A 14,884-nucleotide genomic window follows, 5' to 3' on the forward strand; every position below is an offset into this window, starting at 1 on the left:
CCTTCGTTATCTTTAGCATTATAAATTCAAAAACTACACATACCCAATTCATTAAATCCGAGGCCAAACGTCTTGGTTTTTTGTCCTGCGGTATAGCCAAAGCTGGTTTTCTTGAAGAAGAGGCTCCAAGACTGGAGGACTGGCTAAATAGGAATAGAAATGGGCAAATGTCGTATATGGAAAACCATTTTGACAAAAGATTAAATCCAAAGTTGCTCGTGGATGATGCTAAAAGTGTTGTTTCACTTTTGTTAAATTATTATCCAGAACAATTTCAAAATCCTGATTCGTTTAAAATTTCTAAGTACGCTTATGGTGAAGATTATCATTTTGTAATTAAAGAGAAGCTAAAAGAATTTTTATTTTCAATTCAATCTGCAATAGGCGAGGTTTCTGGACGTGCTTTTGTAGATTCTGCACCTGTATTAGACAAAGCCTGGGCAGCCAAAAGTGGTTTAGGCTGGATTGGCAAAAACAGTAATTTATTGACACAAAAAGTGGGTTCTTTTTACTTTATTGCGGAACTCCTTATTGATTTAGAGTTAGACTACGATAATCCTACCACAGATCATTGTGGAACTTGTACTGCCTGCATTGATGCTTGTCCTACTGAGGCAATTGTTGCGCCTTATGTTGTTGATGGAAGTAAATGTATTTCTTATTTTACGATTGAATTAAAAGAAAATATTCCTCACGAAATGAAAGGGAAATTTGATGATTGGGCTTTTGGATGTGATGTGTGTCAGGATGTTTGTCCTTGGAATAAGTTTTCAAAACAGCATAACGAACCTTTATTTAATCCAAATCCAGAATTACTTGCCATGTCTAAAAAGGACTGGTTAGAAATAACCGAAGAAACATTTAAAGCAGTTTTTAAAAATTCCCCACTTAAAAGAGCGAAGTTTCAAGGAATAAAAAGAAACATTAATTTCCTTGAATAAGTATTTAAATTCTAATTTTTCAATCGAATTGAAGATTCTCTAATGATAACGGTAGTTTCTAATTCAAGTGTTTTTGGCGTAAAAGGAACTCCTTCTTTATGACAATTCATTTCTTCCAGTAATAGGTTGAAAGATGCAATTCCCATTTCGTGGCTCGGTTGATCAACGGTACTTAGTTTCGGTGTCAGAACTTGTGACATAAACCAATTACTAAAACCAATTATTGCTACTTGTTCCGGAACATTAATTTTATTTTCATTGAAATAAGCCAAAACACCTACAGCAACTAAATCTGTTATTGCAAATATCCCGTCCACATCAGAGTGCTCCTCAATTATTTGTTCAGCAAATGCTCTTCCTTCTTCAAAGGTTACATTTTCGCAAGTATAAACTAATTTTGCGTCAAAAGGAATGTTGTTTTTCTCTAACGCTTTTTTATAGCCAATATATCGGTCTATTGAATTTTGAGGATTTAATGGGCCACGAATATGAACTATTTTTTTGCAACCATTATCTATTAAATGCTGAACGGCATTAAAAGCTGCTTTTTGGTCGTCGATGATTACTTTGGAACATTTTGAAAGCTTGGCAATTTTGTCAAACATCACAAAAGGAATCTTCCGATTCATAATTTCCTTGATATGATCATCATTATTAGATTCATTAGATAAAGACATGATGATGCCGTCCACTCTCTTGTTTATTAGTAATTCCACTTGCTTTTTTTCTAAAGCCAGCGTCTCATTTGACTGTAATATGATTACCAAGTATCCACTTTTTTCGGCCTGATCAATAATAGCATTTACCACATTTGAGAAAAAATGATGGACTACTTCAGGAATGATTAAGCCTATAGTTTTAGATTCTTTGGTTCTTAAATTTACGGCAAAACTGTTTGGGGTATAATGTAAATGTTGCGCAAGCTCAATTACTGACTTTTTAGTTTTCTCACTAACATCAGGATAATTCTTGAGCGCTTTCGAAACAGTAGTTATTGAAATTCCCAATTTTGTTGCAATTTCCTTAAGAGTGATATCTTTCATGAATCGAATTTGTACAGATTTAATTTTAGGAAAATATTTTATAGAAACAACTTTGCTTTAAATCTTTGCCAGCCTTTAATCTATGTTTGCAATTGACGCATGAAACTTAAAATATTCTTTACCAAGATATTAATTTTTATCTTATTTATAGTTTTTTTATCAAAATAAACAAATTAATATGGATTCGTTATATAAAATAAACAACGGTAAGATGTATTAATAAATTCAATTTTTTTATGTCGATTCTCTTTCAATGATACTGGTTTCTAATTCAATGGATTGGAAAACTATTGGTAAGTTATTCTTTTTTAGATTGATTTCATCAAATAGAATCGATGCTGACCTGCTTCCAATTTTAAAACCGGGTTGGTCAATCGTGGAAAGTTTTGGGGATATTACGCTTGACATAAACCAATTACTGAAACCTAAAACTGCTATTTGTTGTGGAATGGAAACCCCTATTTCATTAAAGTACTTAATGATTCCAATGGCCACTAAATCGGTAACTGCAAATATTGCATCAATTTCTGGATGTTCATCCATCACTTTTTTAGCATTTTCATAACCGTCTTGGAAATCCGCATTGTTTTCACATACAAAAACTAGAGAAGAATCATAAATAATACCGTTATCTTCTAGTGCTTTTTTGTATCCTAAAAATCGATCAATTGCATTTTGAGGTAAATAAGAACCTCTAAAATGGGCTATCTTTTTGTAGCCTTTTTTTATGAGATAGCATACAGCATCGTAAGCCGCTTTTTTGTCATTAATAGTTACTTTGGAACAATGGACAAGTTTAGCAATTTTATCAAAAAGTACTAAGGGAGTATTATGAGAAATGATTGATTTTAAGTGATCAAAATCACCGGTTTCATTAGACAATGACATCAATATACCATCTACTCTTTTGTTTAAAAGTAAATCAATTTGTTTTTTTTCAAACTCTAATTTTTCATTGGATTGTAAAATAATAACTAAATAATCTCTTTTTTCTGCTTCTTCAAGGATTCCTTTAATTACATAAGAAAAAAAATCATGAACTAAAGTGGGAATTATTAAACCTATGGTTTTTGATTCTTTGGTTCTTAGATTTACAGCAAAGCTATTTGGAGTATAATTAAGTTTTTGAGCAAGTTCAATTACTGCTTTTTTTGTTTTTTCACTGACATCAGAGTACCCTTTCAAAGCTTTTGAAGCGGTAGTAATCGAAATTCCTAATTGTGCGGCTATCTCTTTGAGAGTGGTGTTGTTCATGGTTGAATTCTCTGGTATTGAAAGCAAAAAACCGCTTCTTGAAAACGAATTTACAATTTATTTATTGCAAATCAATTTTCAAGAAACAGTTTAATTGTTTTTTACGATTTTTAAAACAGAAAGCTAAATTAAGACCAATTCATTGTCAAGTATTATGATTTTAGTTCTTCAAATTTCTTTTTAGGATGCATAAAATCATTGATTTCTTTACTGGAAATTTTGGGATTTGCTCCTTCATTCTTGGCAACAATCGCTCCTAAAGCACAAGCAAAATCAATCGCTTCTTGCGGATTTTCTTTATATAGTAGTTTAGAAAGTAAACCCGCTAAAAAAGAATCTCCGGATCCTACCGTATCAACAACATCAATTTTGTAGCCACTATTGTAGTACATTTTTTCATTGTAGTACAAAACAGCGCCGTGACTTCCTTTAGTTACACAAATATGTTTTGTGTTGGTCTGTTCTGCAATAAAAAGTATGTTTTGTTCCAATGAATGATAGGGAGAATTCAGGAAAGCACTTATTTCATATAATTCATCATCATTGAATTTTATAAAATCAGACTGCATCATCAGATTAATTAGTATTTCCTTAGTGTAAAAGGGAGCACGTAAGTTCACATCAAAAACAGCGTATTTTGCATAGTTTATGATTTCTAAAAGTGAATTTTGTGAAATAGGATCTCTACATACAAGACTGCCAAAAACAAGTGCATCCGCTTTTTTGACCCTGATTTCGTCTTCCGGAATACATATAATTTTGTCCCAAGCAACAGGATAATTGATGGTGTAGGAAGCAGAACCTTTGTCGTTTAATTGGACAATGACTTGACCAGTGGATAAGTTTTCGTCTATTTGAATTGTATCGGTAGCAACTCCGTTTTTTTTAATAAAAGCAAAGATTTCTTTACCGATTTCATCCTTTCCAATTCGGCTTATTATTTGTGCATTTATTCCAAGTGATGCGAGTCTTAATGCAACATTTAATGGCGCTCCACCAATTTTTCGGTGTGTAGGGAAAACATCAAACAAAACTTCTCCAAAACAGATTATATTTTTATTCATGGTTATTCGTTTTTTGATAGACTTTCAGATAGTTCTTCTAATGTTCTTCCTTTGGTTTCCGGCATTTTTGTAAATACCCAAAGCAATTGGAAAACCATCATGATACAAAAGATGGCAAAAACGGTTGTTGTTCCAATTTCTTTAAACAAAAACGGAATAAAAGACGGAATTAAAGCTGCTAAAATCCAGTGGACAGACGTTCCAAAAGAAGTCCCAGCGGCTCTTAATTTATTTGGGAATAATTCTGAGATAAATACCCAAATCACGGCTCCTTGTCCTATCGCGTGTGAGGCTATAAACAAGAAGAAAAATAATGGAACAGCCATTCCTTTCCACTCAAAATAAAAAGCCGTAGTCACTAATCCCAAAGAAATGATGTATCCTACAGAACCCAAATACATCAATGTTTTTCTTCCATACTTATCGATTAGCGAGATTCCAATCATAGTAAAGATCAAATTGATTACTCCAATTCCGATACTGCTCAAAAAAGAAGCTGATTTTTCTAATCCTGCCAACTCAAAAATTCGGGGTGCATAATATAGAAAGGCATTAATCCCAGATAGTTGATTGAAAAATGCAATGAAAAATGCAAGCATTAATGGTTTTCTGTATTTTGCCATGAAAATAGATTCGTTTTTTTCTTCATGGAATGTTTCTTTTTCGATGGCTGCGATTTCCGCTTCCACTGCGGCGTCACTATTAATTTGTTTCAAAATAGCGACTGCTTTTTCTCTGTCTTTTTTGTATTCTAAAATCCAACGCGGACTTTCGGGAATTCCAAATACCAAAATAATGTATAGAAAAGAAGGGAACGCTTGTATTCCTAACATCCATCGCCAAGCATTTTCTCCAATATCTTGTAAATAATAGTTTGATGTAAATGCGATCAGAATACCAAAAACAATATTAAATTGATATAAAGCCACCAGTTTTCCTCTGTCTTTTGCTGGAGCAATTTCAGAAACATAGGTTGGAGCCGCAATAGTAGATGCTCCGATACCGATTCCTCCAAGAAATCTAAAAATGGAAAAGAAAACAGGATCATTGGCGAATGCCGTTCCCACCGAGGAAACAAAAAATAGTAATCCAATGATTATTAACGTCTTTTTTCGACCTAAAATATTCGTTGGAAACGCCCCAAAAATGGCGCCAATAACCGTTCCCCATAATGCGGATGACATCACTACTAGTCCATGGAACAAATCAGAAGAACCCCATAATTGCTGCAATTGTTTATCAGCTCCCGAAATTACTACAGTGTCAAATCCAAATAAAAATCCTGCAAATGCAACGACAATGGACCAATAAAGTATTTTTTTGTTATTCATTATTTTATTTTTTGGTTAATTATTTTGGTTGTTATAAAAGATTTTTACCAGATTCCCTTTATTTTAGAAATGGTAAGGTTTTTAATTTCTTGATTCCTATCCGATTGAATGCTGAGTTTGGTGTACGGTTTGTTAGGAAAAATTTGTTCCGTAAAGCTGTATACTCCGCCGTTAAGAAAAATTTCAATTGAGGACCAATCTAATATAATTTTATAATCGATTGTTTTGGTAGTAATGTTCAGAATTTTGGTGTTGTGAATTTTTTCTCCAAAACTTTTTTCGAAATTTACTATACCGGAATGTCTTCGGTCTACAGAAAAAGTCTTTCCTTTCGCATCGTAATTGATAACCAGAGAATCCTTTACTTCATTGGAAAAAACCAATTTTAAATTTTCGTTTTTGGTATTCAATTGTACTGCTGACTGATTCAAATATTGGTAATCAAATGTAGTTTTTTGATTCGCTTTTAGGATTATTTCATCTTTTGTAAATGCTACAGTTTCTTGTTTTTTGAATTGTTCTATAGGAGTGTTTTTCAGAACATAATCACCATTTATTATAGCAAGTGATAGTTCTCGAGGAAGTGTCATCGCGCTTCTCCAGTTTTTTGTAGGTGTGTCTCTAGCGTAGGACCAATTACTCATCCAGCCTATGAATATTCGTCTATTGTCAGGAGCATTATTGTACGTGACACCTGCGTAATTATCAGCACCATTGTCAATCCATTTGATGTCTTTCTGTGAGGTTTTAAAACTATTTCCATCATAATCACCTACGAAATATTGTGTTCCGGAGCCTCCATTTGGCGCGCCAGGATTGATACTAATGAGTAAAACCCATTTTTCTTCATTGGAACCGGCAACTTTTAATTTAAAAATATCAGGACATTCCCAAACACCGCCGTGCGCTCCTATATTTTTTCCAAATTCACTTTCGAATTTCCAATTAATTAAATTTTCTGAAGTATAAAATTGTGCGTGATCACCTGCGACTAATACCATATTCCAAGTATTGGTTTCGGGATTCCAGAAAACTTTAGGGTCTCTAAAATCTTTTAGACCGGAATTTTTAACAATTGGATTTCCATCATATTTCAACCAAGTTTCGCCTTCATCCAGACTATAGGCGAGCCCTTGTGTTTGATAATTTGTTGTTCCCGCTTTTTCACCTGCCATGTCGTGATAGGTAAAAATGGCAATCATTGGCGGGTTTTCTTTTGTTCCAAGACCAGAAGTGTTTTTTAAATCTAGTACGGCGCTTCCTGAAAATATCATTCCTAATTTGTCAGGAAACAAAGCGATTTTTTTATTTGTCCAATGAATTAAATCCGTACTTGTTGCGTGTCCCCAATGCATCGGTCCCCAAACAATGTCGTCAGGATAATATTGGTAAAACAGATGATAAATTCCTTTGTAGAAAACCATTCCGTTTGGGTCATTCATCCATTTTTTTTCTGGAGAAAAATGAAATTGTGGTCTGTAAGGTTCTTTGTATTGCACCGTGGAATCAGTTTTTATACTATCGGAAGAAGCGATGGTAACAACTTCATTTTTTGCTTCTTCTTTACAGGAAAACAAGAATAAAGAGGCTCCGAATACGAAATAAAAGGGGAATATTTTATTTGTGAACTTCATTAAAATAAGGTTTAATTATTATAGTGTCTGTATAAAAATAGGATTCTATTTTTTAATTATTCAAAATATTAGGAGTAAAAACGTTTTTGATTTGCCGAAAACGTTTTCGATTTGTATTCAAGGTAGATTATGTAACTATTAATCATTTTAAGAAATAAATTATATAAGTTTGAAAATATTATTAAAAAATTAAACTATGATTTCAAAAGTTAAAAGTTTGTTTTTCATGCTCTTACTAAGTTCAGTCGCTTTTAGTCAAAGCAAATCAGATGAGTGGCATTTATACGCAAATTCAAGAGAAAATTATTTTGGTGTTGCTATGGCAAATGGTCAAATAGGAATTGTTACCGATGATACGCCTTTAAAAACAAAAGAAATTATTCTGAATGGCGTTTATGATGGAAGTCCCGAAAATGGAATCAGCAGAATAGTTCGCGGAATAGAATTTCTGAATCTGCATTTGAACATCAATAATCAGGAAATCAAGTCTGATAATATTGATAATTGGAGTCAGGTGATTTCGATGAAAGAGGGAACGAGTACCACTTCCTTTTCATTTAAGGATTTGGCTACTATTAACTATACTATTTTAGCGAATAGAGCTATTCCTTTTTCAGCGATGGCAATTGTCGAAATTACTCCTACTAAAGATATAGAAATCACGGCTAACAATTATATGGTTGTTCCTGACGAATTGAAAGACGCTAAAAGTCAGTTTCGAGTGTTGAAAGACAATCAATATTTAATGCCGGTTTTTGGAACAACTGCCAAAACACTAACGGGTAAATATACAGTTGCGGCTTCAACGACTTTTCTTTTTGATGGTGAAAGTGAAACTTTAAAACAAACCGGAAATGAAGTTGGGTTTACCAAAAAACTTTTGAAAGGAAAAAAATATCGTTTTGCAGTTGCAGGAGGAATTTGCACGTCTAAAGATGTTACAGATCCTTTAAATGAATCCGAAAGACAACCCATTTATGCGCTACAGGAAGGAATTGATAAATTATTAAACCGACACAAGCAAGCTTGGGCTGAACTATGGAAAACAGGCGACATACAAATTGAAGGAGATTTAGATGCCCAACAACGCGTTCGTTTTGCATTGTATAATTTGTATTCGTATATCCGTCCTGATACCAGACAAAGTATTGCACCTATGGGATTATCATCTCAAGGATATAACGGACATATTTTTTGGGACACGGAACTTTGGATGTATCCAACGCTTTTGGCGCTGCAGCCTGACATGGCAAAATCGTGTTTAGATTACCGTTCAGACCGTTTGCAAAAAGCAAAACAAAAAGCTTTTATTTACGGCTATAAAGGAGCAATGTATCCTTGGGAATCTGATGATACAGGAGAAGAAGCTACACCAACGTGGGCGCTGACCGGTATTTTTGAGCAGCACATTACGGCTGATGTTTCGATTGCATTTTGGAATTATTACGCCTACACGCAAGATAAATCTTGGTTGGGAAAAGAATGGACAGTTCTAAAAGAAACTGCTGATTTCTGGGTAAGTCGAGTGGTGCAAAATCAGGATGGAAGTTTTTCTATTTTAAATGTAGTCGGTGCTGATGAATATGCGCAACATGTAGATGATAATGCTTTTACTAATGCCTCCGCTATTGAGTCTTTGAAAAACACGATCAAAGCAGCAACAATTTTGGGCGAACCAATAAATCCAAAATGGGTAGCAGTATCTGAAAAATTAGCCATACATACCGAAAAAGGAATAACACAAAATTACAAAGGATATCAAGGGCAAATGATCAAACAAGCCGATGTGAATTTACTAGCATATCCTTTACACGTAATCACAGACAAAGATCAAATAAAAAGAGATTTAGAATATTACGCTGAAAAAATTGATAAAAAGGACGGTCCAGCAATGGCTTCTGGAGTATTGTCCGTTTTGTATGCGCGCTTGGGCGATAAAGAAAAAGCGTATAGTTATTTTGTAAAATCGTATTTGCCAAACAGTAGACCACCTTTTGGAGTATTCTCGGAATCGGCCAATAGTAATAATCCGTATTTTGCTACCGGAGCAGGAGCCATGCTTCAGGCGGTTATTTATGGTTTTGGTGGAGTGGAACAAACTGATATGGGACTAAAATACAATAAAGGATTGTTGCCAAAACAATGGAAATCGCTTAAGATTATTGGTCTTGGAGTGGATAATAAAACTATAGAAATTAAGTAATTTTCAAATATTTTATCTGCCACGAATACTAAATTGATCCATTTTGAAAGGATTTAAATTGGTGTTCGTGGCTTTTTTTGTTTGCTATTTTTTAATTCAATTGGTCTTTGTTTTTTATTTGGCACCTACTTTTTGAAATTTGTTATTACAAGAGTAGGTCTTCCTTTAATTTAAAAAAATAAAGCTAGGTTGCTTTCATTCCTTGTTGTGATGATAGAAAGCTTCAAGCTAAAAGAAGAATATAGTTGGTTTAAAAAACAGCTAAAGTCAGAAAGGAGCATTATCGATTCGATTTCCCTTATGTCGAGGTTTTTATTTTTAAATCTCACAAGGGATTACTTTTATTTTTATAGGTTTATACTTGCTAATATAAAAATTTTGAAGCGATTTTTTTTTACTATAACACGTTTTGTTATTATGCTATTTTGAGCCTTTAAATTGAGGGGTAAAAAAAGGAATCGCTAATTTTAGCTACTATTTTTTTAATAATTAAAAGTCTTGAGTGTATATTGTCAATTTGTTGTGTTTAACTTAATAATGATGAATAATTCGCAATGATATTTTGTTAAAAGGCTTTTTTTTGATTAATCGACAATCGATTTGTAATATAATTGCTAATAAAGTGAACTAATGTGTTTTTTAAGCTCCTATTTTTATGGTTAATATAATTTTACTATTAAATTTTTAAGGTATTAATTTTAAAATCGAAAACGTTTTCGGCATAACGAAAACGTTATAGTTTGTTAATATCTTAATATTATCATAAATTTATATTTATGTTTGATGTTAATATTTAAACAAACCATTTAAACAAATTATTAACCAACTTATTTATTACGTATGAAAAATAGTCTAATTAAAGGCTTGATGGTGTTTCTAGCGGTACTTTGTACAAGTTTGACGTATTCGCAAGATGTGTCTGGTACAGTATCGGATGCCAGTGGTCCACTTCCAGGGGCTTCTGTCTTAGTTAAAGGAACAACAAATGGAGCACAAACTGATTTCGATGGAAAATTTACTATCAAGAATGTGGGCTCAAACGCAGTTTTAGTTTTTAGTTACATTGGTCTTAAAACTCAAGAATTAAATGTAGCAGGAAAAAGCACAGTTAATGTGGTATTAAATGAAGACTCCGCTGAATTAAAGGAAGTTGTAGTGATAGGCTACGGTTCAGTGAGAAAGAAAGATGCGACTGGTGCAGTTGATCAAATTAGTGCAAAAGATTTTGATAATGTTTCTTCTCCGTCGCCAGCACAATTATTAAGAGGTAAGGTAGCGGGTGTTCAAGTTACACAGTCTAGTGGTGAGCCTGGAGCTGGTGTAGCAATTAGAGTTCGTGGTAATTCATCTATTCGTTCAGGGAATAGCCCATTAATCGTTATTGATGGAGTTCCTTTGGATGGTGGAAATGTTTCCGGTGGTGGAGATGATTTATTAGGAAGTTCTTCTTCTAAAAATCCATTAAACTTTGTGAATCAAAATGATATAGAAAGTATAAGTGTATTGAAAGATGCTTCTTCTACCGCTATATATGGTTCTCGTGGATCTAATGGAGTAATTGTAATCACAACTAAAAAAGGAAAATCGAATGTACCACAAATAAATTACAGCTCCTCTGTACAGTTCAGTAAATTGTCAGGTAACCTGGATGTTATGGATGCGAATCAATTTGTTGCTGCTGGTGGTAAAGATAAGGGATCTAGATCTTATGATTGGGAAGATGCTGTTTTGAGAAGTGGTTTTTCAACTAATCATGATTTATCTTTTGCTAAAACTACAGAAAATTCCAATACTAGAATTTCATTAGGTGCTTCTAGTACGGATGGTATCGTTAAAAACACAGGGTTGGATAAATACAACGCTACTGTTTACAATTCAAATGATTACTTCAATGGTGCATTAAAAATAGAGGAAAGAATAATTTATGCTTCTTTGAAAGATGAGGCTACTTTATTGTCTAATAATGCTGGAGCAGTTGGGAATCTTATGGGCGCAGCGCTATACTGGAATCCAACGCTACCTATTTATGCAACTGACGGATCTTACACCTTCGTAGGAAATGATTATTTGAATCCTGTTCAATTGCTAAATGCATACAAAGATTATACAAATACTAACAAATTATTAGCTAGTATTAATACTACTTGGAAGATCAATAGTAAATTGAAATACCAATTTTTGTTTGGTGTAGAGACCTCAAATTCAAGTAGAAAAAGTCAGTTATTGCCAACAATTCAAATCACGAATGTTGCTCAAGCAACGGATCCTCAGACTTTAGTTACTAAATATGGACAGGCTAGTATTTCTAACTTGAATAAATTCAATAGAACTTTTGAGCATACCTTGAATTATAATAATGATTTCAGTGAAAATTTTAATTTAGATGCCTTAGTGGGTTATTCGTATTACGATTACACTGTAGATGGAAGTACTGCTACGGGAAAAGGTTACAGGCCTGAACAAACAAATTTAATTGACAATATCGAAGCGGGTTTGAGAAATGAGTTTAGAGTTAATTCATTCAGAAATAGAGTAGAATTGCAGTCCTATTTTGGAAGAGTAAATGCTACTTTATACAAAAAGTTAATTGTAACGGCTACTTTACGTGCTGATGGTTCTACTAAACTAGGAAAAAATAACAAATATGATTATTTCCCTTCTGTAGGTATTGCTTACAAAGTGATCGAAGATCAAGAGGGTTTGTTCAATAGTTTCAAAGTTAGAGGAAATTATGGTATCACAGGAAATCAAGAGTTTGCACCAAATTCCGCTATAGCAAGAGCTTCCTATGCAATAGATGGAGGTGTTGGTGAACAAATCAACGCAAATGAAAATTTAAGATGGGAAACTACTAAATCGTATGGTGTAGGTGCTGATTTTGAATTGTTAAACAATAGGTTAACTGGTTCTGTTGATTATTTTCAAAGAGATACCAAAGATTTAATTTTTCCAGTTCCATCGGCCTCTTCTCAACCAGGCCCGCCAGCGCCACGTTTTGTGAACTTAGCTGGTAACTTAATCAATAAAGGGGTAGAAGTTTCTTTGAATTATAGCGTTATTAATACGCAAGATTTCACATGGGATATTTCAGGTAATGCTTCCTTTTTATCAAACGAAGTAAAAAACTTCGCAGGATTTATTGCTACAGGAGCGTTAAACGGTCAAGGTTTGTCTGGAGCTTATGCTCAAATAGTTACAACTAATTACCCTGCCTACACTTATTATCTTTATGAGTGGAGAGGGTATGATGCTGATGGAATGTCTATTTATGCAGATGCAGCCGGTAACGATACGGGTTTAGGTACTGCAGATAAAAAATTATTAGACAAACAACCTTTACCTAAAATCAATGTTGGTTTCAATACTTCTTTAGCATACAAAGGCTTCGATGCTAGTGCTTCTTTCTACGGAGCGTTTGGTCATTACATCTATAATAACACAACCAATGCTAATTTCGCTAAAAGTGCATTTAGTGGTGATCCAGGTAAAAACGTAACACTAGAAGTAGCGACATCACCTCAATCGACGGCGGATGTTTCTGCACCATCTACTAGGTATTTAGAAAAAGGAGATTTCTTAAGAATGGGGAATTTAACTTTGGGATATACTTTCAAAGGAGATGTAATAGAGAAGTTTAAAATGAAATCAGCTCGTTTCTTTGTAAATGCGTCTAATTTATTTATCATCACCAGTTATTCTGGATCTGATCCAGAGGTGGATACAGATAAATCTTTGAATGGAGTGCCTTCGGCAGGTATGGAATACTTATCGTATCCAAGAGAAAAAAGTGTAGCTGTTGGTATTAACGTAACATTTTAATTAATAGAACAATGAAAAGAATAAATATTATAAAAAGCATCTTTTTTGTAAGCACAATTGCGTTAGGCGTAAGTTGCACCAATTTAGATGAAGAAGTATTAGATGGTTATATTAATAGTTCTGAAGAGGGTGGCGCTATTAATACTGCGGCTTTATTACAATCATCTTATGAAGGGTTGCGAAGCTTTGAAACTCAGGGACAGATGTTTGCTTTGGATGAAATGTCAACAGATGCGTTAGTGGGACCAACACGAGGTGGTGACTGGGATGATAATGCTACTTGGAGACAAATTCACGTACATACCTGGGCACCGGATCACAATGAGGTAAGAAATGCGTGGAATGCTTTATTGTCTAATGTTTACAACTGTAGTTTAGTAGTAGAAAATGGTACGGCTTCTGAAGTGCCTCAGGCTCGTTTTTTGAGAGCATTCTACTATTATAATGTAATTGATTTGTTTGGTCAAGTTCCTTACAGAGAAGCAGGTTCCAAGTTAACAGACAATCCAAAAGTTTGGACTAGAACTGAGGCAACTGATTTCGTAATTAGCGAATTAGAAGCTGTGGTAGCTCAACTCCCTGCAAGAACAGTTAATGATGCTAGTTTTGCTAACAAAGATGCAGCGCATTTTCTATTAGCTAAATTGTATTTGAATAAAGGAGTATTTACCGCTGCTGCTGCTGTAGGTCCTTATACATTTGCTGCCGCTGACATGAATAAAGTGGTGGGACATATAAATGCAATCAGTAGTAGTTTAGCTTCAGATTATTGGGATAATTTTAAACCTGCGAACAATACTTCACCGGAGATCTTATTCTCGGCTAAGAATACAAGAGGTGGAGCAGGTGGAGGAATTCAATACCACTGGAGAATGTCAATGCACTACAACCAAACTCCTGATGGATGGAATGGGTTCTCTACTGTTGCAGAATACTACAACAAGTTTAATCCAAATGACAGACGTATCAAAAATGCTGATGCGGCAATCATCTCTGCTTTCGGAAATCCTGTTGGATTACAAGTAGGCCAAATGTACAAGCCAGGAGGAACAGTTGCATTGAAAGATAGAAGAGGGAATCCATTATTTTTTACTCCGGCAGTAACTTTAATTACAAGCGGAACTACGTTAGAGACGGCTGGTATCAGAATGCAAAAATACATTCCAGATGCAGCTAACATTAATACTCCTGATAATGATTATGTATTCATGCGTTATTCTGATGCTTTGTTAATGAAAGCGGAAGCAATATTAAGAGGCGGTACAGGAAGTGTTGGAACTATTATGACCGACATCGCTGCTAGATCAGGTCAAGCGGCTTCTGCTGCTACTTTGGATGGAGTGTACTTAGAAAGAGGAAAAGAATTGTGGTTAGAAGGATGGAGAAGAAATGATATGATTCGTTTTGGTAAATTCTTAGCAATTAGAGAATTGAAACCTTATGTTTCTGCTGATAAATATATTTTATTTCCAATTCCTGCCGATGCATTGTTTAATGCGAATTTGACACAAAATCCAGGTTACTAAAGATTTGTTTACTATTTATTGTTTTTTGAGTTAGTCATAAAGAGGGTATTTATTACCCTCTTTATTTTT

At 34.1% G+C, this 14,884-nt stretch carries 9 protein-coding genes; 4 read left to right on the forward strand and 5 right to left on the reverse strand.

What is annotated here, in order from left to right:
• Positions 1-20 precede the first annotated feature (20 nt).
• A complete protein-coding gene (queG, locus tag BLS90_RS01270; RefSeq protein ID WP_394331017.1) occupies positions 21-941 on the forward strand; it encodes a tRNA epoxyqueuosine(34) reductase QueG in 921 nt (306 codons plus the stop codon).
• Positions 942-952: 11 nt separating this feature from the next.
• Here the strand turns inward: queG and BLS90_RS01275 are convergent, their stop codons facing one another.
• The 5 genes from BLS90_RS01275 to BLS90_RS01295 all read right to left on the reverse strand — a co-directional run bounded on the left by BLS90_RS01275 (position 953) and on the right by BLS90_RS01295 (position 7,267).
• On the reverse strand, positions 953-1,984 hold the full coding sequence (locus BLS90_RS01275) for a LacI family DNA-binding transcriptional regulator (protein ID WP_091254132.1): 1,032 nt from the start codon (positions 1,982-1,984) through the stop codon (positions 953-955).
• Positions 1,985-2,218: 234 nt separating this feature from the next.
• Positions 2,219-3,238: a LacI family DNA-binding transcriptional regulator gene (locus tag BLS90_RS01280; protein ID WP_091254134.1), complete on the reverse strand. Its 1,020-nt coding sequence runs from the start codon at positions 3,236-3,238 to the stop codon at positions 2,219-2,221.
• A 152-nt stretch (positions 3,239-3,390) separates the two neighbouring features.
• Complete coding sequence (locus BLS90_RS01285; protein ID WP_091254138.1) at positions 3,391-4,302, reverse strand: carbohydrate kinase family protein; 912 nt, start codon at positions 4,300-4,302, stop codon at positions 3,391-3,393.
• 2 nt (positions 4,303-4,304) lie between these two features.
• Positions 4,305-5,633: a sugar porter family MFS transporter gene (locus tag BLS90_RS01290; RefSeq protein ID WP_091254141.1), complete on the reverse strand. Its 1,329-nt coding sequence runs from the start codon at positions 5,631-5,633 to the stop codon at positions 4,305-4,307.
• A 44-nt stretch (positions 5,634-5,677) separates the two neighbouring features.
• Positions 5,678-7,267 (reverse strand): glycoside hydrolase family 32 protein, encoded by a 1,590-nt coding sequence (locus tag BLS90_RS01295; protein ID WP_091254144.1) that lies wholly within the window; start codon positions 7,265-7,267, stop codon positions 5,678-5,680.
• Between the two features lie 196 nt (positions 7,268-7,463).
• On the opposite strand from BLS90_RS01295, the gene BLS90_RS01300 reads away from it, so the two are divergent.
• The 3 genes from BLS90_RS01300 to BLS90_RS01310 all read left to right on the forward strand — a co-directional run bounded on the left by BLS90_RS01300 (position 7,464) and on the right by BLS90_RS01310 (position 14,815).
• Complete coding sequence (locus tag BLS90_RS01300) at positions 7,464-9,470, forward strand: glycosyl hydrolase family 95 catalytic domain-containing protein (RefSeq protein WP_245705018.1); 2,007 nt, start codon at positions 7,464-7,466, stop codon at positions 9,468-9,470.
• Positions 9,471-10,310: 840 nt separating this feature from the next.
• Positions 10,311-13,289: a SusC/RagA family TonB-linked outer membrane protein gene (locus BLS90_RS01305; RefSeq protein WP_245705019.1), complete on the forward strand. Its 2,979-nt coding sequence runs from the start codon at positions 10,311-10,313 to the stop codon at positions 13,287-13,289.
• Between the two features lie 11 nt (positions 13,290-13,300).
• Positions 13,301-14,815: a RagB/SusD family nutrient uptake outer membrane protein gene (locus tag BLS90_RS01310; RefSeq protein WP_091254146.1), complete on the forward strand. Its 1,515-nt coding sequence runs from the start codon at positions 13,301-13,303 to the stop codon at positions 14,813-14,815.
• The last annotated feature ends 69 nt before the right edge of the window (positions 14,816-14,884 follow it).

It is taken from the genome of Flavobacterium omnivorum, from assembly GCF_900099915.1.
Taxonomy (GTDB): Bacteria; Bacteroidota; Bacteroidia; order Flavobacteriales; family Flavobacteriaceae; genus Flavobacterium; species Flavobacterium omnivorum.

Coding starts and splice junctions, on each gene's coding strand:
- BLS90_RS01300 (WP_245705018.1), top strand. CDS start 7,464: ATGATTTCAAAAGTTAAAAGTTTGTTTTTCATGCTCTTACTAAGTTCA.
- BLS90_RS01285 (WP_091254138.1), bottom strand. CDS start 4,302: ATGAATAAAAATATAATCTGTTTTGGAGAAGTTTTGTTTGATGTTTTC.
- BLS90_RS01310 (WP_091254146.1), top strand. CDS start 13,301: ATGAAAAGAATAAATATTATAAAAAGCATCTTTTTTGTAAGCACAATT.
- BLS90_RS01275 (WP_091254132.1), bottom strand. CDS start 1,984: ATGAAAGATATCACTCTTAAGGAAATTGCAACAAAATTGGGAATTTCA.
- BLS90_RS01290 (WP_091254141.1), bottom strand. CDS start 5,633: ATGAATAACAAAAAAATACTTTATTGGTCCATTGTCGTTGCATTTGCA.
- BLS90_RS01305 (WP_245705019.1), top strand. CDS start 10,311: ATGAAAAATAGTCTAATTAAAGGCTTGATGGTGTTTCTAGCGGTACTT.
- BLS90_RS01280 (WP_091254134.1), bottom strand. CDS start 3,238: ATGAACAACACCACTCTCAAAGAGATAGCCGCACAATTAGGAATTTCG.
- BLS90_RS01295 (WP_091254144.1), bottom strand. CDS start 7,267: ATGAAGTTCACAAATAAAATATTCCCCTTTTATTTCGTATTCGGAGCC.